This is a genomic window from Pseudomonas sp. GB2N2, from assembly GCF_054897705.1.
Window position 1 is genome coordinate 5,684,963 of sequence record NZ_CM142701.1, and the last position, 14,603, is coordinate 5,699,565.

The 14,603-nt window shown below is 46.9% G+C and carries 14 protein-coding genes and 2 pseudogenes; 7 read left to right on the top strand and 9 right to left on the bottom strand.

Going from position 1 to position 14,603, the window contains the following annotated elements; genetic code table 11:
* Nucleotides 1-8 precede the first annotated feature (8 nt).
* Both ACYZT4_RS26425 and ACYZT4_RS26430 read right to left on the bottom strand, forming a co-directional pair.
* Nucleotides 9-854 carry a phosphoribosyltransferase-like protein gene (locus ACYZT4_RS26425; RefSeq protein ID WP_461983977.1) on the bottom strand — a complete coding sequence of 282 codons (846 nt, stop codon included), beginning with the start codon at nt 852-854 and terminating at the stop codon, nt 9-11.
* 641 nt (nt 855-1,495) lie between these two features.
* Nucleotides 1,496-1,652, bottom strand: a pseudogene (locus tag ACYZT4_RS26430) (IS5/IS1182 family transposase); the annotation flags it as partial.
* Nucleotides 1,653-1,778: 126 nt separating this feature from the next.
* Between ACYZT4_RS26430 and ACYZT4_RS26435 the strand changes: the two are divergent.
* The 3 genes from ACYZT4_RS26435 to ACYZT4_RS26445 are packed head-to-tail and all read left to right on the top strand — an operon-like array spanning nt 1,779 to nt 4,380.
* Nucleotides 1,779-2,537 (top strand): ABC-three component system protein, encoded by a 759-nt coding sequence (locus tag ACYZT4_RS26435; protein WP_461983979.1) that lies wholly within the window; start codon nt 1,779-1,781, stop codon nt 2,535-2,537.
* Complete coding sequence (locus tag ACYZT4_RS26440; protein WP_461983981.1) at nt 2,534-2,755, top strand: ABC-three component system middle component 7; 222 nt, start codon at nt 2,534-2,536, stop codon at nt 2,753-2,755. The genes ACYZT4_RS26435 and ACYZT4_RS26440 overlap by 4 nt, the downstream gene beginning before the upstream one ends.
* Nucleotides 2,749-4,380, top strand: coding sequence for a DUF2326 domain-containing protein (locus ACYZT4_RS26445; protein WP_461983982.1), 1,632 nt, complete (start codon nt 2,749-2,751; stop codon nt 4,378-4,380). Before ACYZT4_RS26440 ends, ACYZT4_RS26445 begins: the two co-directional genes overlap by 7 nt.
* A gap of 254 nt (nt 4,381-4,634) precedes the next feature.
* Here the strand turns inward: ACYZT4_RS26445 and ACYZT4_RS26450 are convergent, their stop codons facing one another.
* Nucleotides 4,635-5,174 carry a hypothetical protein gene (locus ACYZT4_RS26450; RefSeq protein WP_461983984.1) on the bottom strand — a complete coding sequence of 180 codons (540 nt, stop codon included), beginning with the start codon at nt 5,172-5,174 and terminating at the stop codon, nt 4,635-4,637.
* A 561-nt stretch (nt 5,175-5,735) separates the two neighbouring features.
* Here ACYZT4_RS26450 and ACYZT4_RS26455 point away from each other — a divergent pair.
* Entirely contained in the window at nt 5,736-6,611 is an 876-nt protein-coding gene (locus tag ACYZT4_RS26455) for a hypothetical protein (RefSeq protein ID WP_461983985.1), read from the top strand.
* Between the two features lie 129 nt (nt 6,612-6,740).
* Here the strand turns inward: ACYZT4_RS26455 and ACYZT4_RS26460 are convergent, their stop codons facing one another.
* The gene (locus ACYZT4_RS26460; protein WP_461983986.1) at nt 6,741-6,947 is read right to left on the bottom strand and encodes a hypothetical protein; all 207 of its coding nucleotides are present in this window, start codon (nt 6,945-6,947) and stop codon (nt 6,741-6,743) included.
* Between the two features lie 366 nt (nt 6,948-7,313).
* Here ACYZT4_RS26460 and ACYZT4_RS26465 point away from each other — a divergent pair, with 366 nt between their 5' ends.
* The gene (locus tag ACYZT4_RS26465) at nt 7,314-8,600 is read left to right on the top strand and encodes an SIR2 family anti-phage-associated protein (RefSeq protein ID WP_461983988.1); all 1,287 of its coding nucleotides are present in this window, start codon (nt 7,314-7,316) and stop codon (nt 8,598-8,600) included.
* A gap of 71 nt (nt 8,601-8,671) precedes the next feature.
* Nucleotides 8,672-10,483: an anti-phage-associated helicase HerA gene (gene herA, locus ACYZT4_RS26470; RefSeq protein ID WP_461988810.1), complete on the top strand. Its 1,812-nt coding sequence runs from the start codon at nt 8,672-8,674 to the stop codon at nt 10,481-10,483.
* Between the two features lie 29 nt (nt 10,484-10,512).
* Here herA and ACYZT4_RS26475 read toward each other — a convergent pair whose 3' ends face one another.
* The 3 genes from ACYZT4_RS26475 to ACYZT4_RS26485 are packed head-to-tail and all read right to left on the bottom strand — an operon-like array spanning nt 10,513 to nt 12,113.
* On the bottom strand, nt 10,513-11,004 hold the full coding sequence (locus tag ACYZT4_RS26475; protein WP_461983990.1) for a hypothetical protein: 492 nt from the start codon (nt 11,002-11,004) through the stop codon (nt 10,513-10,515).
* A 33-nt stretch (nt 11,005-11,037) separates the two neighbouring features.
* Complete coding sequence (locus tag ACYZT4_RS26480; protein ID WP_461983991.1) at nt 11,038-11,643, bottom strand: antitoxin Xre/MbcA/ParS toxin-binding domain-containing protein; 606 nt, start codon at nt 11,641-11,643, stop codon at nt 11,038-11,040.
* A gap of 14 nt (nt 11,644-11,657) precedes the next feature.
* Nucleotides 11,658-12,113 carry a hypothetical protein gene (locus ACYZT4_RS26485; RefSeq protein ID WP_461983993.1) on the bottom strand — a complete coding sequence of 152 codons (456 nt, stop codon included), beginning with the start codon at nt 12,111-12,113 and terminating at the stop codon, nt 11,658-11,660.
* An 85-nt stretch (nt 12,114-12,198) separates the two neighbouring features.
* Between ACYZT4_RS26485 and ACYZT4_RS26490 the strand changes: the two genes are divergently transcribed.
* Complete coding sequence (locus tag ACYZT4_RS26490; protein WP_461983995.1) at nt 12,199-12,468, top strand: helix-turn-helix domain-containing protein; 270 nt, start codon at nt 12,199-12,201, stop codon at nt 12,466-12,468.
* 405 nt (nt 12,469-12,873) lie between these two features.
* Here the strand turns inward: ACYZT4_RS26490 and ACYZT4_RS26495 are convergent.
* Nucleotides 12,874-13,614, bottom strand: a pseudogene (locus ACYZT4_RS26495) (glutamate synthase-related protein); the annotation flags it as partial.
* 174 nt (nt 13,615-13,788) lie between these two features.
* Entirely contained in the window at nt 13,789-14,589 is an 801-nt protein-coding gene (locus ACYZT4_RS26500) for a helix-turn-helix transcriptional regulator (RefSeq protein WP_461983997.1), read from the bottom strand.
* Nucleotides 14,590-14,603: the final 14 nt, after the last annotated feature.

Sequence of the window (14,603 nt, forward strand, 5' to 3'; positions counted from 1 at the left end):
ATATTTTATCATGCGTCCCTCATCGCTCTATGAAGCATAGTTAGTCGTTTTTTTTCTTTACTGTCAAACGGCCACCAAAAGATCGGGAGTACACTATTAGGTGTATTTGCCGCTTCGCGGCAATATGCTGCCTGTGCACCGTTATACCCCAAGCTTGGCAGCTTCGTTCCTTCGTATTCTTGGGAAAGTCCTACCTCCAGTATGTTCATCAATGAACGATACTCAGTTGCCACTTCCTCTGGAAAAAAGCCATCAATAGCTTTTTTGATCAGAAGCTGTGCTGAAATATTAATGCCTGCCTCTCTTACAGCATTTAGACCATGCTCAGTTGAAACTAAAACCTTAAAAGATATAGAGAACTCAGGTACTTGAGCGTGCGTGAATATTTTGACAAGCTCATTATGTCTGCTTATTACGGTTTGTCCTGAGCCTACGAAGTCGTCAACAATGTAAAGTTTTTTTCTCCCTGTTTTTTTATAGTTTTTATAAGCCGCACCAAATGTGTTGACACCGCTAAAGCTTAACCACTGTTTTTGAGTAAAAATGTGCTTTAGGTTGTAGAGGAGTTCTTGAGAGCTATCAGGGCCGGAGTCTGCCGCCATTGCTACTATTTGAGCTTCATCCTCGTAGCCATCTTCATTCATTACTTCTTCGGCCAGCGCATTGAGTTTCTCGCTGTAGTCTTGCCTAGACATATATGAAAAATTATTGATTATTTTTATTAGCATTTCCCGAGAGTTTGCGCACTTGCACTCCTCGTAAAGCATGTGGCTAAGTTCAGGTACTTTTGTACCGACCCAAGGCTGGCGAGCAATTAAATTTATTACAGTGTTGAAGTTTTCTTTATTGTCCATGTGTTCAATTCTGTAATTCATTGAGCCCGCGAGCCGAGTTTTCGCTCGGCGCCATGCTTGCTGCACGAATGTATCCGTACTGGCGGCATGTTATCAAGGACTAAGCCTATAGACGAGGTGTTACCCACGCGTCATTTTCGTTAGCTGGTAGGGTTGTCGCAATTTTTCTGTCCAAGGAAGCCATTCCTAGGATCCGAAGGTAGGAAGCACGCGTAAAACGTCGCATGGTTTACAAAGGAACTGACTAATCTCGGTAGCGCCCGCATTAAATTTCGTAAGCTGGTCACGGATTTCTTCTGCTACATCCATTGATGCCAGTGCTCTGATCAACCCAGAGCAGCAAAAATCATCAACGCATAAACCAAGCTCAACCTGGTGCTGGAGGGCGGTCGGGAGGGGCAGAGGTATAACTGCGTACTTGTCACCCTGTTGCGTTACTGACTCACCCTCAATTTCATAGACATATCGAACGTCCGCTTCTGGCCCAGAGTGTGTAAAAACGGACTGGCCTCATCGTCTTGGATCATCGACGTTCGTTAGCTGAGCGATCGCACGGTCAATGCTGCGGGTCGCATCAGTCGCGACATGGGACATCTCAACGCTGTTTTTACAGCCTCTGGGATGGGCCAAAATCAACCTTTTTATGCCGACAGCGCCTTCATCAAACCGTTAGCACCGATGACTTTCATGACCCGTTTCAAGTTGTAGGCGAGCACATTCAAACCCATCTCCGCACTCACCCCGACCAGCATTCGCGTCAGTGAGCGCGTTGCCCCCATCCTTTTTGAGCGTCCCGAATCGGCCTAGCAGCCGTTGAGAGGTGTCTACGAATCTAGGTGGGAATTGACCCACTACTGAGTTTGATCTCAATGGGCTACTATGCTCTTACTCTATGCTGCTCGCGTGGCTCTCAAGGAACAGAGCATGTCTGCAAATCCACGAAAGAAATTTACTCCAAATATTAACATCCAGTTGGTCAGTGAAGTGTCCTCGGCGTGCCCTAAATGTGGCAGGCCACTTATGTATTCGAAATCTAAAACTTCGAATAAACAGTATGAAATTGCTCACATATACCCGCTAAACCCTACGCCCCCCGAAGTTTTATTGCTGGTCAATGAGTTCCGTCTCAGCGCTGATGTTGATCACCTAGATAACCTTATTGCACTCTGTCTGCTCTGCCACAACGAGTTCGATAACCCGAGAACAGCCGAAGAATACCGAGAAATGGTAAAACTGAAACAAGGCATTATCGAGCATAAACGCCAAGCAAAGCTCATGGACGATCACCAGATTGAGGCCGAGATATCAAAAATTATTGATGCTTTGGAGAAAGAAACTGAAGGTGATGCTGATTTGAATCTAGATCCCAAGGAGCTGGACGTAAAAATCAATGGGACGATGTCAAGGCTAACAACGACTAGAATAAAGCAAAATGTAAGTAGCTATTTTTCGTTCGTAAGAAAGAAACTCCAGCTATTAGAAGCTGAATCACCTAACGCGTCGACTATTCTCTCCGTGCAGGTTAAATCTTTTTACCTTCAGCAAGCCAAGACAAGCAGTGATCAACAAGCTATTTTCAAAAATATTGTAGAGTGGATCCGCCTTCGCTCAAATTCAAGCTCTAGTGAAGCCTCCGAGATCATTGCATCATTCTACATCCAGAATTGTGAGATATTTGAATGATAACCCCAAATAAACTCATTTCACTTTCAGACTCATCACTCGGGCAAATAGACAAAATATTTAATGCATTTGAAGATCGCACATCAGTCAGAGAGCTTTACAAAAAAGTTAAAGGTTCTTTCGACTCGGTCGATCTTTTCATTTATGCCGTTGAAACGTTACATTTGGCGGACGTTTTGGAAGTGGATTTCAATACAGGGATGATAAGTAAATGCTGAAATTCATCGAGTGTAATTGGTTCGTAGAAAAGCGTATTACATTTCATGAGAACTTGAATATTGTAGTGGGCGATAGGGTAAATTCGAATTCTATAGGTAAGTCTACATTGCTGAAAGTGATCGACTTCGTCTATGGAGGCAGCACACTTTTATCTCATGGTAAGGATGTAGCTGAAACCCTCGGCCATCATAGCTACAAATACATGATCATCCTAGATCGTGAATATATATTTGAAAGAAACACAGGTTCGGCAAATGTCGTTAATTTCCATGGCCCTGAAGGGGGAGTGGAAATCTGGGATCTCGAAATATACCTTGAGTTTTTAAAGTCGCACTACACAAGCTCTATCACAGACTTGAGTTTTCGAGCAGTCGTTTCCCCAGTTACTAGAGTCTGGGGTCGTGAGAATCTTGATGTAAGCAGACCTCTACATGACTTTCGAGCGGAGCGAGGCTCGCAGTGTATTGACTATATAATCAAAGTATTTGAACGGTTTGGTGCTTTATCCGATCTATCTTTCAGACTGATTGACCTTGAGAGTGAACTAAAATCGCTAAACAGTGCTGTCAAAAAAAATATAATTACCAAAATTCAGAAAAGTAAATATTTAGAGAATCAAGAAAAAATCACAAGCAATCAACTCCGACTGGATGGAATACGGCAGCAACTCGCGGCCCTAGCCATATCGGTGAACGAATTAATCGATGAGAAAGTATTGGATCAAAAAGTCCAAAAAAACAGTTTGCTCGAACTGAAAATGACACTCTCTAGCGAGCTTGAGCGCGTCAAGTCAAATCTAGAGAGCAACAGCAGCATTACGAGGCGAAACTTTCAACCCTTACTGGATATCATCCCCAGTATAAATATACAAAAACTTGAAGATATTGAATCTTTTCACAAGGGGTTGACACATATTCTCCGCAAAGAAATCAAGGAGAAAGAAAGCGAACTAATCAGCCAAATAAACCTAGTGGACGCAGACATTCAGGAGTGTAATAGGATAATTACCCATGCGCTTGCCCAATCGGGAAACCCAGCCTATATAGTTGATTCTGTAATGGATATATCGCTGGAGCTAGCAAAACTATCCAAAGAAAATGAACTATATGAGAAGCTCATAGAGCTAAGCAGTAAAATTAAGGAACTAAAAGTCAGTCTAAAAGGTAAAAAACTAGAAATTCTTAAAGGTATTGAAGTTAGCCTTAACAAGGATATCAGTAATTTGGTCGAGTTCATTTATAAGGAGGCGCGATCTTCCCCGCAACTTACCCTTAATCCTGATAGCTATAGTTACGAGATCCCCAAAGATACTGGGACAGGCAAGGCATATTCGAATTTAATATTGCTGGATACGTCCTTGCTAAGGCACACCAAAATTCCATATCTTGTACACGACTCGCTGCTATTTAAAAATGTCGAAAACAAAGCAATTGAGAACTTGCTTCTAGTATACTCATCGCTTTCTCAACAAAGTTTTATTTCATTAGACGGCGAGATAGTCGAATCCGCGTCTGCTTCTGAAATTGTATCGAAAGGGGCTGTTATTTATTTGAGTTCCGAAAAGCTGCTATACACGCGCGATTGGCGCTCTAATAGTGATGCAACCATTGCAGATGATGAGTGAGTCGTGATTCCATATGACATGGTGGAGCAGTTGTCGTATACCCGTTGAGAGCTAGTTTGCAGGCTTCCAGCGCCTGCTTCTGGCCGATAACGGCCAACCAAGAAGGACCGAAAATAACTGAAAGAAGAAATAAACGTTTGTATTGCCCAGACAATTTTCTGATCCGCCGCAGATCGCTCTGTGATATTTTTGTTAGTTGTAACTTGAGCGATCTTTCGGGCAAGGTCGATGCGAAGGGGCGCAATTAAATGTAGTTAAATATCTTTTACGTAAAAAGATATGAAGCTCTGAAGGTCCTTGCTGTCTTCAAAGTATCTATACATGAAATCCTTATGTTCTGCTTCGCCGTCAGTCCAAATAGTCTCCCCATTTTTGAGTAGCTCAAATGAGCCAGGGGCACGCAGGTTTTTGTATTGTATTTTTGCGCGAGTGTCAGGTATAAATACTCCATCTGTTGTTATAGAACTGCAATAAGTTGGATCTATAAGCTTGCCATTACTGCTCCTTATTACTGCGTGGTTCTGAGCAACAAACCTGTCATTAATTATTTCAAAGATAAGCCAGCCAAAAACAATATTACCCCCATTATGATGGGTATATTGGTAGCAATTATGCCAACATTGGCCCTCCGGGTATTTCGAATTGTATTCTAGAGATTCTAACGCCTCTGGCTTGAAAGGCGGAATGTTATAAATATCCGCCTTAAGTTCGGATATTTGTATGGCGTCATTTAGCGTATCCACAAATTTAAGGAATTCATTGGAGTTAATTTGCGGAGCTTTTACTGTTGTCATTTAAGTTGTTGTTCCTTGCTGATTTTGTTTTTAATGCTTGTTTCGGGTAGTGTATTTCCATATGTTTTCTGTCGCAACGCTAATATATGAATATTAGGGCAGGCATTCGTCAGTTTGCCTGAATAATGCCAGATGTTTCCTCTTACGAACTGCGATGTCCTAATATGCCGGTACGTTTAACCCGGAGCACGTACTGCTTTATGTCGTCTCCAGGGCAACACGAACGTTCTGACCAACCCCGTTTGTCCAGCCACAGGCCAAAATCGGCTGTCGATGAAGCAGAAATAGCATCTGTTTCCTCTGATATGCAATATTGCGATTATCCTCCGAGCCGTGGTCCAAATGTCTTCTTCCCCTCAATGCTACGGAAAGCGATGGGGAAAGGAGCGTGATAGTCTATTCAAACTCGAAGCACATCTGCACGCAAGTGATTTTGTTGAGGATGTAATGCAGGCTTGGGTGTTATATTATTTAAGATACATCCTCAAAGTGCTTCGCGCACGAGTGCCTGTTGTGCGAAACCAAAAAATCAGATATTCAATACCACTAAGGACTAGTCTAGTGAGTTACAAGCAACGATTAATCGGGTTCGTGGATATTCTTGGGTTCGGCCAGTTAGTCATGGATAGCGAAAAAGATAAAGAAAAATTCGAATTGATTGAAAATGTAATTGCTGAAATTCAAGCAGTTGATGATATGTATGGGTCTCCGGAATCGTTGTTTGCACACTCTAACTATAATTTTGTGTCTGATGAAATGAGAGCATCGCTAAATACCCTATATGAGGAAACAAAAAAAGCCGCCAGCGCACATCGTGTTTCAATAACTACTTTTTCAGATTCGATAGTTTTTTCTTGTCCGGCAGATTCTCAAGGGTTATCCAATTTTCGATACTTTCTAATCAAGTTGCTGGTTAAAACAAGTAAATTTTGTTTGCTTGTGCGAGGTGGTATTTCTTGTGGTTCTTTGGTGCATACCGAGAATTCAATATTTGGTCCAGCAATGAATAGGGCTTATCACACTGAAAGCAAAGTTGCCAAGTATCCAAGGATTGCGGCTGATGAAGATTTCACTGCGTTTATCGATGGGCTACAAGATGATGCGGTTGGACGACTATTGAAATCAGAATTGATTTTGGATAAAGCTGATGGTGTCACGTACCTAGATTCCTTGTGTCTTTCAACAAATAAGGTTGCGCAAAACATGTGTGGTGCAAACGCTTACGAAATTTTGGCCAACGAAAGAAGGACCATTGATTTATTAAGGGGGGCTGTACGTGAAGAGGATGTGTTGGTCAAGATCAACTGGTATGCAAGCTATTTTAATCGACACCTCGAAAATGCTGTCGCTGTGGAAGTTGTAACTACTACCTTTCAGGGTATGCCGTTTGAAAGTGTTTTGGTTTCGGTTGTTGACCTGAAGGTATCCGATGCCTGAGCACTCAAAAACTGCACTCAACACATTACTGAAAAAGCGATACATCATAAAATTAAAACGCCTGAGTAGAAGTAGAAGTGGGCAACAAGGCTGATTAGGCAGCTATTGGCCGATTACAGTCCGCAACACTCATGGCGACATGAAGGCGGCCAAGGTCAGCTTAAGGAACTTCTCATTCTTGCCGATTGAATCGAGGGCGCCGCGTACATTATCGGCAACGTCGCTTGCTCCTCGTTGTTCAACCCCACCAGATAGTTCGAGGATAGCCGCCTCAAAGGCGAGCTGATTTTCGTTGATCTTGAAGAGCAGGGAAGGTTGCAGGTCTGAATTAGGCACGGGTAGTTCCACCTTGACAGAGGGGAGCATAGGAGCGGCAGAGCTTGCGGAAGACTTTGCTGAAAAATCGCTACAAGGCGAATTAATATCGAAGGCGGGTGGCAGATTGGCTGCCTGAACCTATTGATGCGTTGAATGCGTGATCAGCATAAATCCAGCGATGACCTTAGACCATTTCTGGCCAAGAGTGATGTTATGACCCACCCCATCGCTGGGAGAGCCGGCGTCAAGCGGTTAGTGATGCGAGCACCACGACAGCATGGCTAATTATCAGCTTCGGACTACGCTTTCGGTGTTTACTGCTGTTCGCAGTTCGAATTCGCTTGTCATTGCCCAACGAATGGATTGATTTTCCCGGGGGTCAGGATGCCGTTTATCGCCATACGTGGAGCTTCACTTTTAGCTGACGAAGTAGAGCTTCAGGCTCACCTTGCATCACTCCTACGTCTAGAAAACATTGGTTTGTTGCTCGGGGCCGGGGCCTCGGTGGCGGCGGGTGGATTTACAATGATCGCTCTATGGAACCATTTTGTAGCTGCGTGCCCGCTTGATGCTGAATGGCTTGTGGAGTATGGGTTCATTGCCAGGGAAGCTGTAGTAGCTCAAGACCGTATAACCCCCAATATTGAGCGCTTGATAGATAGCCTGGAAATAGCGCTATCCGACTGGACCAGAAAAGCGGGACTCATCGGAGAAGACGAACTGGTTGGTTTGGCTCCTGATGAACAAGAAGAGTTACAAAACCTCGCCGATCTCAAAACCTCCCGTGCGGCGTTGTATAGAACGGTCGTGAGTGCTGCGCTGTTGCAGGATGCTTGGTGGATTTCTCCCGGTGGTGTGGAGTCAGACGAAAATCGGCTCGCAAGCCAAAGAACTATTTTGCAGAAACTGGTTTCAGCAAGGCAGCCTGGTCAATCTTCGCCTTGGATTTTCACCACCAACTATGATCTCGCTATCGAGTGGGCGGCAGAGTCCATCGACCTGCAAGTCTCGAATGGTTTTTTGGGAGTCCATGCCCGCCGTTTTTCTCCCCAAAGTTTCGATCTTGGATTTCGCAATACACAAGCGAGGGGGGAGGCAAGGTTTGGTGTGTACAACATTTATCTGGCCAAATTACATGGGTCATTGACTTGGAGAGAAGAGGGCGGCCAAGTTTTCGAGATTCCCGCTTCGTTAGCACACCAACGAATTACAGAGTTTATGGCTCAGCGGGAGGGAGCAGAACTCGGGCTGATGGTGATGCCGAGAGCGGCGAAATACATGGATACGGTAGGTTACGTGCTCGGTGAGCTATTTCGCAGATTCGCGGAGTTCATGAACAAACCGCAGACATGCTTGATACTCTGTGGATATGGATTTGGCGATGAGCATATAAACAGACTCATTCGCTCGGCACTGCTAAACCCGACTTTACAGTTAGTGATCTATGCATCGGGATTCACTGGCGATCCAATGGATTTGGCACTGCCTCCAGCTCTTCGCAAATTGCTTTCATTGAAGAACCCACGGGTCACAGTGGTGGGCGGCGGCGCGGCCTCTGCGTATGTGGACTCACTAGCCCGTCACCTGCCCGACCCGCTGATTTACGATGAGGATTTGAGGAAACTAGAAAAGGCTCTTAGGGCTACAGATGCTTCGGCGGAGGAAGCATGATGAGGAGTCGCCTACCGGTAGGCTACGTAGTCAGAATTGATGGTTCTGATGTCACATTGAATCTTCTAGATATGCATCGTGGACAGCTTGCATCGCATGCTCAAGGTGTTTCAGCAGTGACTGAGATAGGCAGTCTACTTGTACTGGACTCGGGTAGTCGGGCGTTGGTGATGAAGGTGTTGTCTCTGAGTTTTGATGAGCCTAGAGAAGCCCATCGCCAAGGAATAGGGTCAAGCACTCATCAAACGGAGCCACTTCGAAATGTTTCAGGAATTGTTGTCGGGAGGTTAGGTAGGGAAGACGGGGTAATTAAATTTATTAGTGACTCTCTGGCAAATCCACCTTTAGGTGCAGAAGCATATCCTTTGACCAGCGAAGAACTGACGGCCATTCTCGGAAATGAGGGGGAGGATAGCGTTCCTATCAAACTCGGCGAAGATCTTCGTGGCGGTGGTAGCTTGATAGTGGGACTTGAAAATTTAGTATCTCGACATGTAGCGGTTCTCGGAAGTTCAGGGCAAGGGAAGAGTTGTTTCACTGCCGTAGTGCTTCAGCAAATCCTTCGGCTGCCACGCGCACGTATTGTCATTTTTGATATTAATGGTGAATATCCAAGCGCATTTGACCTCCCTGATCTACCCGAGGGGGCTGTAAAGTGCACCACGCTTGGCGGGCAGGACGAGGATGCATTTAAGATCCCCTACTATGCTCTCGGCCGTAGCGGTCTACACCGCCTTCTAATCCCAAGTGAGAAGACGCAACGGCCAGCTCTGACATTCGCACTAGAACACCTGCACCAGATCAGGTGGTTTCCCGCACAGCGTGGCGCGGGTCTCGCTAACGACAACATTGCATATCTATTCGATGACTGTCGCCAGCAAGGTGCTTTAGAGGCCGATACTCGAATGCGGCAGGTACGGGGCGGTCAAGCTCACACCGCTACTCATTGGCCTCCTATGGCGGCTTTAGCTGCGCTTGTAGCAGAGAGTCATAGCCTTCAACCGAGGAACGGCCAAGTAGTGCGCGATTCATTCAGCTATTCAAATGTCTCTCCACTTGTTACGCGTATCCATCGCTTTGCAGAAGACCCAATGTTTTGTGACGTTGTGGATGTCAGCGGAGGAGAGGGTGGAGGCGGTCCTGGAGTGCTAAATTGGGAAAGGGAGTCGACAAGGCTGGTGGAACGTATATTTGGCGGAGCAGAAGAGCCTTGGCGTATGCATATAGTCAACCTGCGCCATTTGTCTCATGACCTGAGCCCCTTCATTTTAGGGGCGTTATTAGAGCTGTACGCTTACGAGCTTTTCAAGCGTGGACAGGAAAACAAAGTTCCGACCTTGCTAGTATTGGAGGAGGCACACCATTATCTGCGTCAAGTAGGATCAGGTGAGGATGCAAACGATAATGCTCTAGCGTATGAACGCTTGGCGAAGGAGGGACGAAAGTTTGGGCTGGCACTCTGGCTAAGTACTCAGCGGCCTTCAGAGATTTCACCTACAGTATTATCCCAATGTAATAACTGGATTTCATTTCGACTTACATCCGACAAAGATTTGGCTGCAATTCAGTCTGCTAGTGAGTGGGCCGATAAAAGAGAGATAAAACGTATCTCGGGTTTACCTCGACAAACCGCAATAGTATTTGGGGGAAGTATATCTATGCCTACGATGATTAAAGCCCCTTTCGTGAATCCGAAACCACGGTCGGGTGATGCAGATTTTGGTGCTTGGGCCAAACCCCGTCCTGATCCGGAAGCAGAAGTGGAAGCGGAAGCGGAAGCGGAAGCAGACGGTGATGAAGAGTTGCCTTGGAATCAACCCCCAGCTGTTGTTCCACCAGTGATCCTTCCTCCTGATTTTGAGGAGGATGACGTGCCATTTTAAAGAAAAGGTTGTTCAATAATTTGGACAAATTAATAGTGAGGCTCATCCACAATAAATCCGTATGACTCCAATAATGTATCTAGCGCGCCGCAGATACGATATTCATATAGAAGCTCCGCGCGGGTGAAGCTCAGCGCAACAGCGATACAAAACTGTTCGTCGTCTAACGAAGATGGTTCGTATGGCCAAACTTGTATGTTCGAAACTGTTTTGTCTAAAGGTTTAAAGTCAGCAATCACTTCAGTTGTTTTTTCGATTTCCTTCCATTTTTCAATAGAAACGGCATAAGTTTTTTGATGCCTATCTGCTAGCATAGTATGCTGATCAAGATATGTACTGCCAGCCGCGGCTAATAATTCAATGGATGCGCCTCTAACATACATATCAAAAAGCCTTGGTGATGATATTAGATTTCTTACTTCGTGGAATTCAACTTTTCCTTTGCTGAACTCATATTTCAGTTCTTTTTGGAGGTACTTCAATATCTGCGGAGTATTGGCCATTACTAATCGCTTTTCCATATTTCACCTTGGCTAAAAAAGTAAATCGTGAAGCTATGGGAGAACTCCATGTTCCAGCCTGTAGATGAGTCTTATGACTGTGGAGCAGCCTTCGTGGGTTTGCAACATTTCGTATGGTTTTTTGTACCCAAGTATCGTCAGTGGTTCTTTTAGCCATTTAAGAGCCCATTGTGGATTAGAGCCGAAAAGGTCTAGCACTGACTCGACTGCTCTTGCCAAATTGGAAGAATATTCATCAGGGATCAGGGCCGGAATGTTTGAATTACTAGCTGTTGTCAATTTGTGAGTATCACATCGAACTTGATTCCAGCCCTTGATGGTTTGGATAACTCCCGCGTTACCGCATATCTCGCAGGTTAGTTGTGAAATTAGCTCAGCGATATTAGTCACCGCGTTTGTATAGTCGTCTCCGTGTCTACAGTAGATGCGAAGTAGGCCAAATTTTTCTTTAACTTGTGTTACAGATGCTTCTAGATTGTTTGTGGTGTTTTTTTTGTAGATCACGTTTAACGTGGCATTAATTATGTTGAACCATCCGTCTCCGCACTCAAAGAAAAATTGATCACTGTTCGGCATGTCTTTGCTGAACAATAGTGATGGATACCTGATGCATAAAGCTTTATCAAGTTGTGAGTTCATTTGTAAATCTCAAATCAGAAGGTTTGTAACTGTTGTTGTTCGAAAACAGTCCTTACTGATTGTAAACTTTCCCAGTCAAGCCCCTCTGGGTATCGGATGCCGCCTGTAACTTCATAAGCGAATTCAGTCTTGGTCAAGCCGGGCCCATACGACTCTTCATAAGAGATCAGCCTCACAAGCGGCTGCATCTTTGTGCGTTCTGATTGATTTAGCCATCCAGGGGAAACCAGTTGGATGTCCTCAACGAAGTACTCAGAATCACTCTCTTCAAGGTGTTTTTTCAGCAGCGAAATGTATGGAATAAGCCTTAATTCGACTCTGGCTTCGCTAGGTTCAGCAGAGGACCGAAAGCCCCAAGACACATAAAACCAAGGCAAATTTAGGGACAGCATCACGAAATCCCATTCAATGGTGTTCCCTTCAAAAAAGGGAGGCGAGGGAATGCGCGATTCCTGATAGGTCTCAAACATATAATATTCCTGAAAATATGCCCTATAGGGCATGGCTCGTTTCGCGGCATTGTGGCCCTATGGCTGATATTTGCCAAGGGAAAAAATGAAGCAAAAGCATACTTTTGGTCGAGCGTTGCAGGCCGTGCGTGTTGCCCGTGATATGCCTCAGGATGCGCTTGGTCTCGCCCAGTCGAACATCAGCAGACTTGAAAGTGGAGCAAAAGCACCCTCTTGGGCGCGTGTAGAAGAATTAGCCGATTTGCTTCATGTTCACCCCCTGACGCTCTTCACGCTAGCCTATGGTAGCCAGGCAGACGCTGAGGTCCTTCTGCGAATAGTCCGGAAAGAACTGGATGAGCTGAAAATTCGATAAGCATTTATCTATTTCTAAGCCGATACGCTTTCGAAGCGAAAAGTCAGTTTTGTCCTCTGGGATGAGTGGGTAGCGATTACCACCTTTCCTTTTTTCATCTCCTAGGCTGACCCCTACGTGACGCGATTCCACCACCGGGCCATAGCTTGCTCTCTCGGAATTGGCCTGCGTTTTCATTGGGTTTTCTTGGGGGAGGCACTGGGACCTCTAGGTAACAGTCGGTGGGAGTGACGGAAGGAGGGAGGCAGAGAAAGATCAACACATTTGGATTACGTATCCCTAATAGTGTTGACCTCTCATGAAGAGGGAAACCAATCGCAATGGCGTTGAAATGACTGATCTAAAGGTGTTGGTGAACTTTGCATTGGCAAAAAACTGAAGGTCAACAAGTCGACCATATAACTTTTGGGACATCTTGATTTCGATCATCCGTACCTGCGGCGTCTGCGCCTGGGCGGCGAAGCGTTCCGGATCGAAACGGCCGTCCGGGGTGCGGCAACCGAAATATCCGCTGCCCAGTTCCCAGGTCAAATCACCGCCATTTTCCCGGTGATAGGCGCTGATGCTGCCTTCGCCGGTGTCGTGGGCGAAGTTGCCGAGCTTGGCGCCCTGGTTCAACGCGCGGATAGCGTTGGCGCTGAGCGAGCCAAAGCTCATGGCCGAGATGTTGAAGATCGACGCCGAATACGGCTGGGAGCATTGCGGACCGCCGACGATCACGCGAAAACCGCTGGGGTCGCTCAAGGGCGCCGGGCGCATCGAGTGGCCGATGAATTCGAAGCCGGACTGATACACGTCGATCAGTGTGCCGAAGGGTTTGTCGGCACTTTCATTCTTGGCACGCGAGTAGACCAGCGAGCGCTGGGACCGGGAAAAGGGCAGGGCGTCACTGTCGGATTCGAGCAGGTACTGGCGGATTTCCGGGCGAATGCCCTCGACCAGATAACGGATGTTGCCAAGGATCGGATAGTTGCGCCGCACCGCGTGGGGGCTTTGCAGCAGATCGAATACGCCGATCAGGCTGAGCACGCCGGTGACAGCGGTGATCGGCCACAGCCAGTCGTGTTCGAGGAAGGGCAGGCTGGCGAGGGTGAAGATCACGCAAGCGGCAAAGAAGGCGTAGCGGCTCAGGAGTGACAGGCTCATACGGTTTCCTTGGGTTCGGACTCGGTTGTTGTCAGGGCCTGGTTTGACACTAACGCTGTGGGAGCGGGCTTGCCCGCGATTGCGTCGTGTCAGCAAACTGATGTCTCTATGAAAGGTCGCTATCGCGGGCAAGCCCGCTCCCACAGTTAAAGCGTCAGGCCCGACACTGGACAATCAGGCATTCTGCGCCTGGAGGAATATTGAAAACAGCTCTGACTGGGACTTGATCCCCAGTTTGCTGTACATGTGTTTCTTATGGACTTTCACGGTTTCGATAGAGATTTCCAGCTTGCGAGCGATTTCTTTACTGGAGCAACCGCTGAGCATCAACCGTCCGACGTCGAGCTCCCGGGCGGTCAGTTGCGCGCCTTTGAGTTGCTGCACCGACGCTTCCAGTTGTACCCGCCAGTCTCCCCGGACGGGCGCGGGCGCGAGGGCCACGGTTTCGTTGATTTCGTACGGCAGGCGCTGGCGCAACAGGCCGAGCACCCACGGCTGGATCAGCGACAGCAAGGCAATCTGCTGAGCGCTGAAACGTTGCTTGCTGCCCAGCGACAGGCACAGCGTGCGGTCGCCTTCGAGCAGGCAATTGAACTGTATTTCGTCGGCCACCACATTCAGACGAAAGTATCGCTGGTAATACTCGGTCAGCTCAAAATGCTCCGGCGCCACTTCCGAAAGGCGATACAGCCCGGTGCGCGACTGCTCGCGGGAAGCGATGTAGAACGGATCGAGCAGGTACAAACCGCGCAGGTAATCCTGGAACAGCTGATCGGGGCTGCCGTCCTCGCCCGGGCATTCGGCGAACACTTGCGGGTGCTGGTCGGCGCTGAAAAGCAGCACCACCCAGCTGTCGAAAGTCACGTACTGATCCAGCAGGCGCACCATCTGCGTCCAGAAATTAGGCTTGTCGAGCGCGTCGATCAGTTGCCCGACTGAACGGTGCCAGGCGATATCGTCTAACGAGAGTGTCATGCCTCTACCCCTAT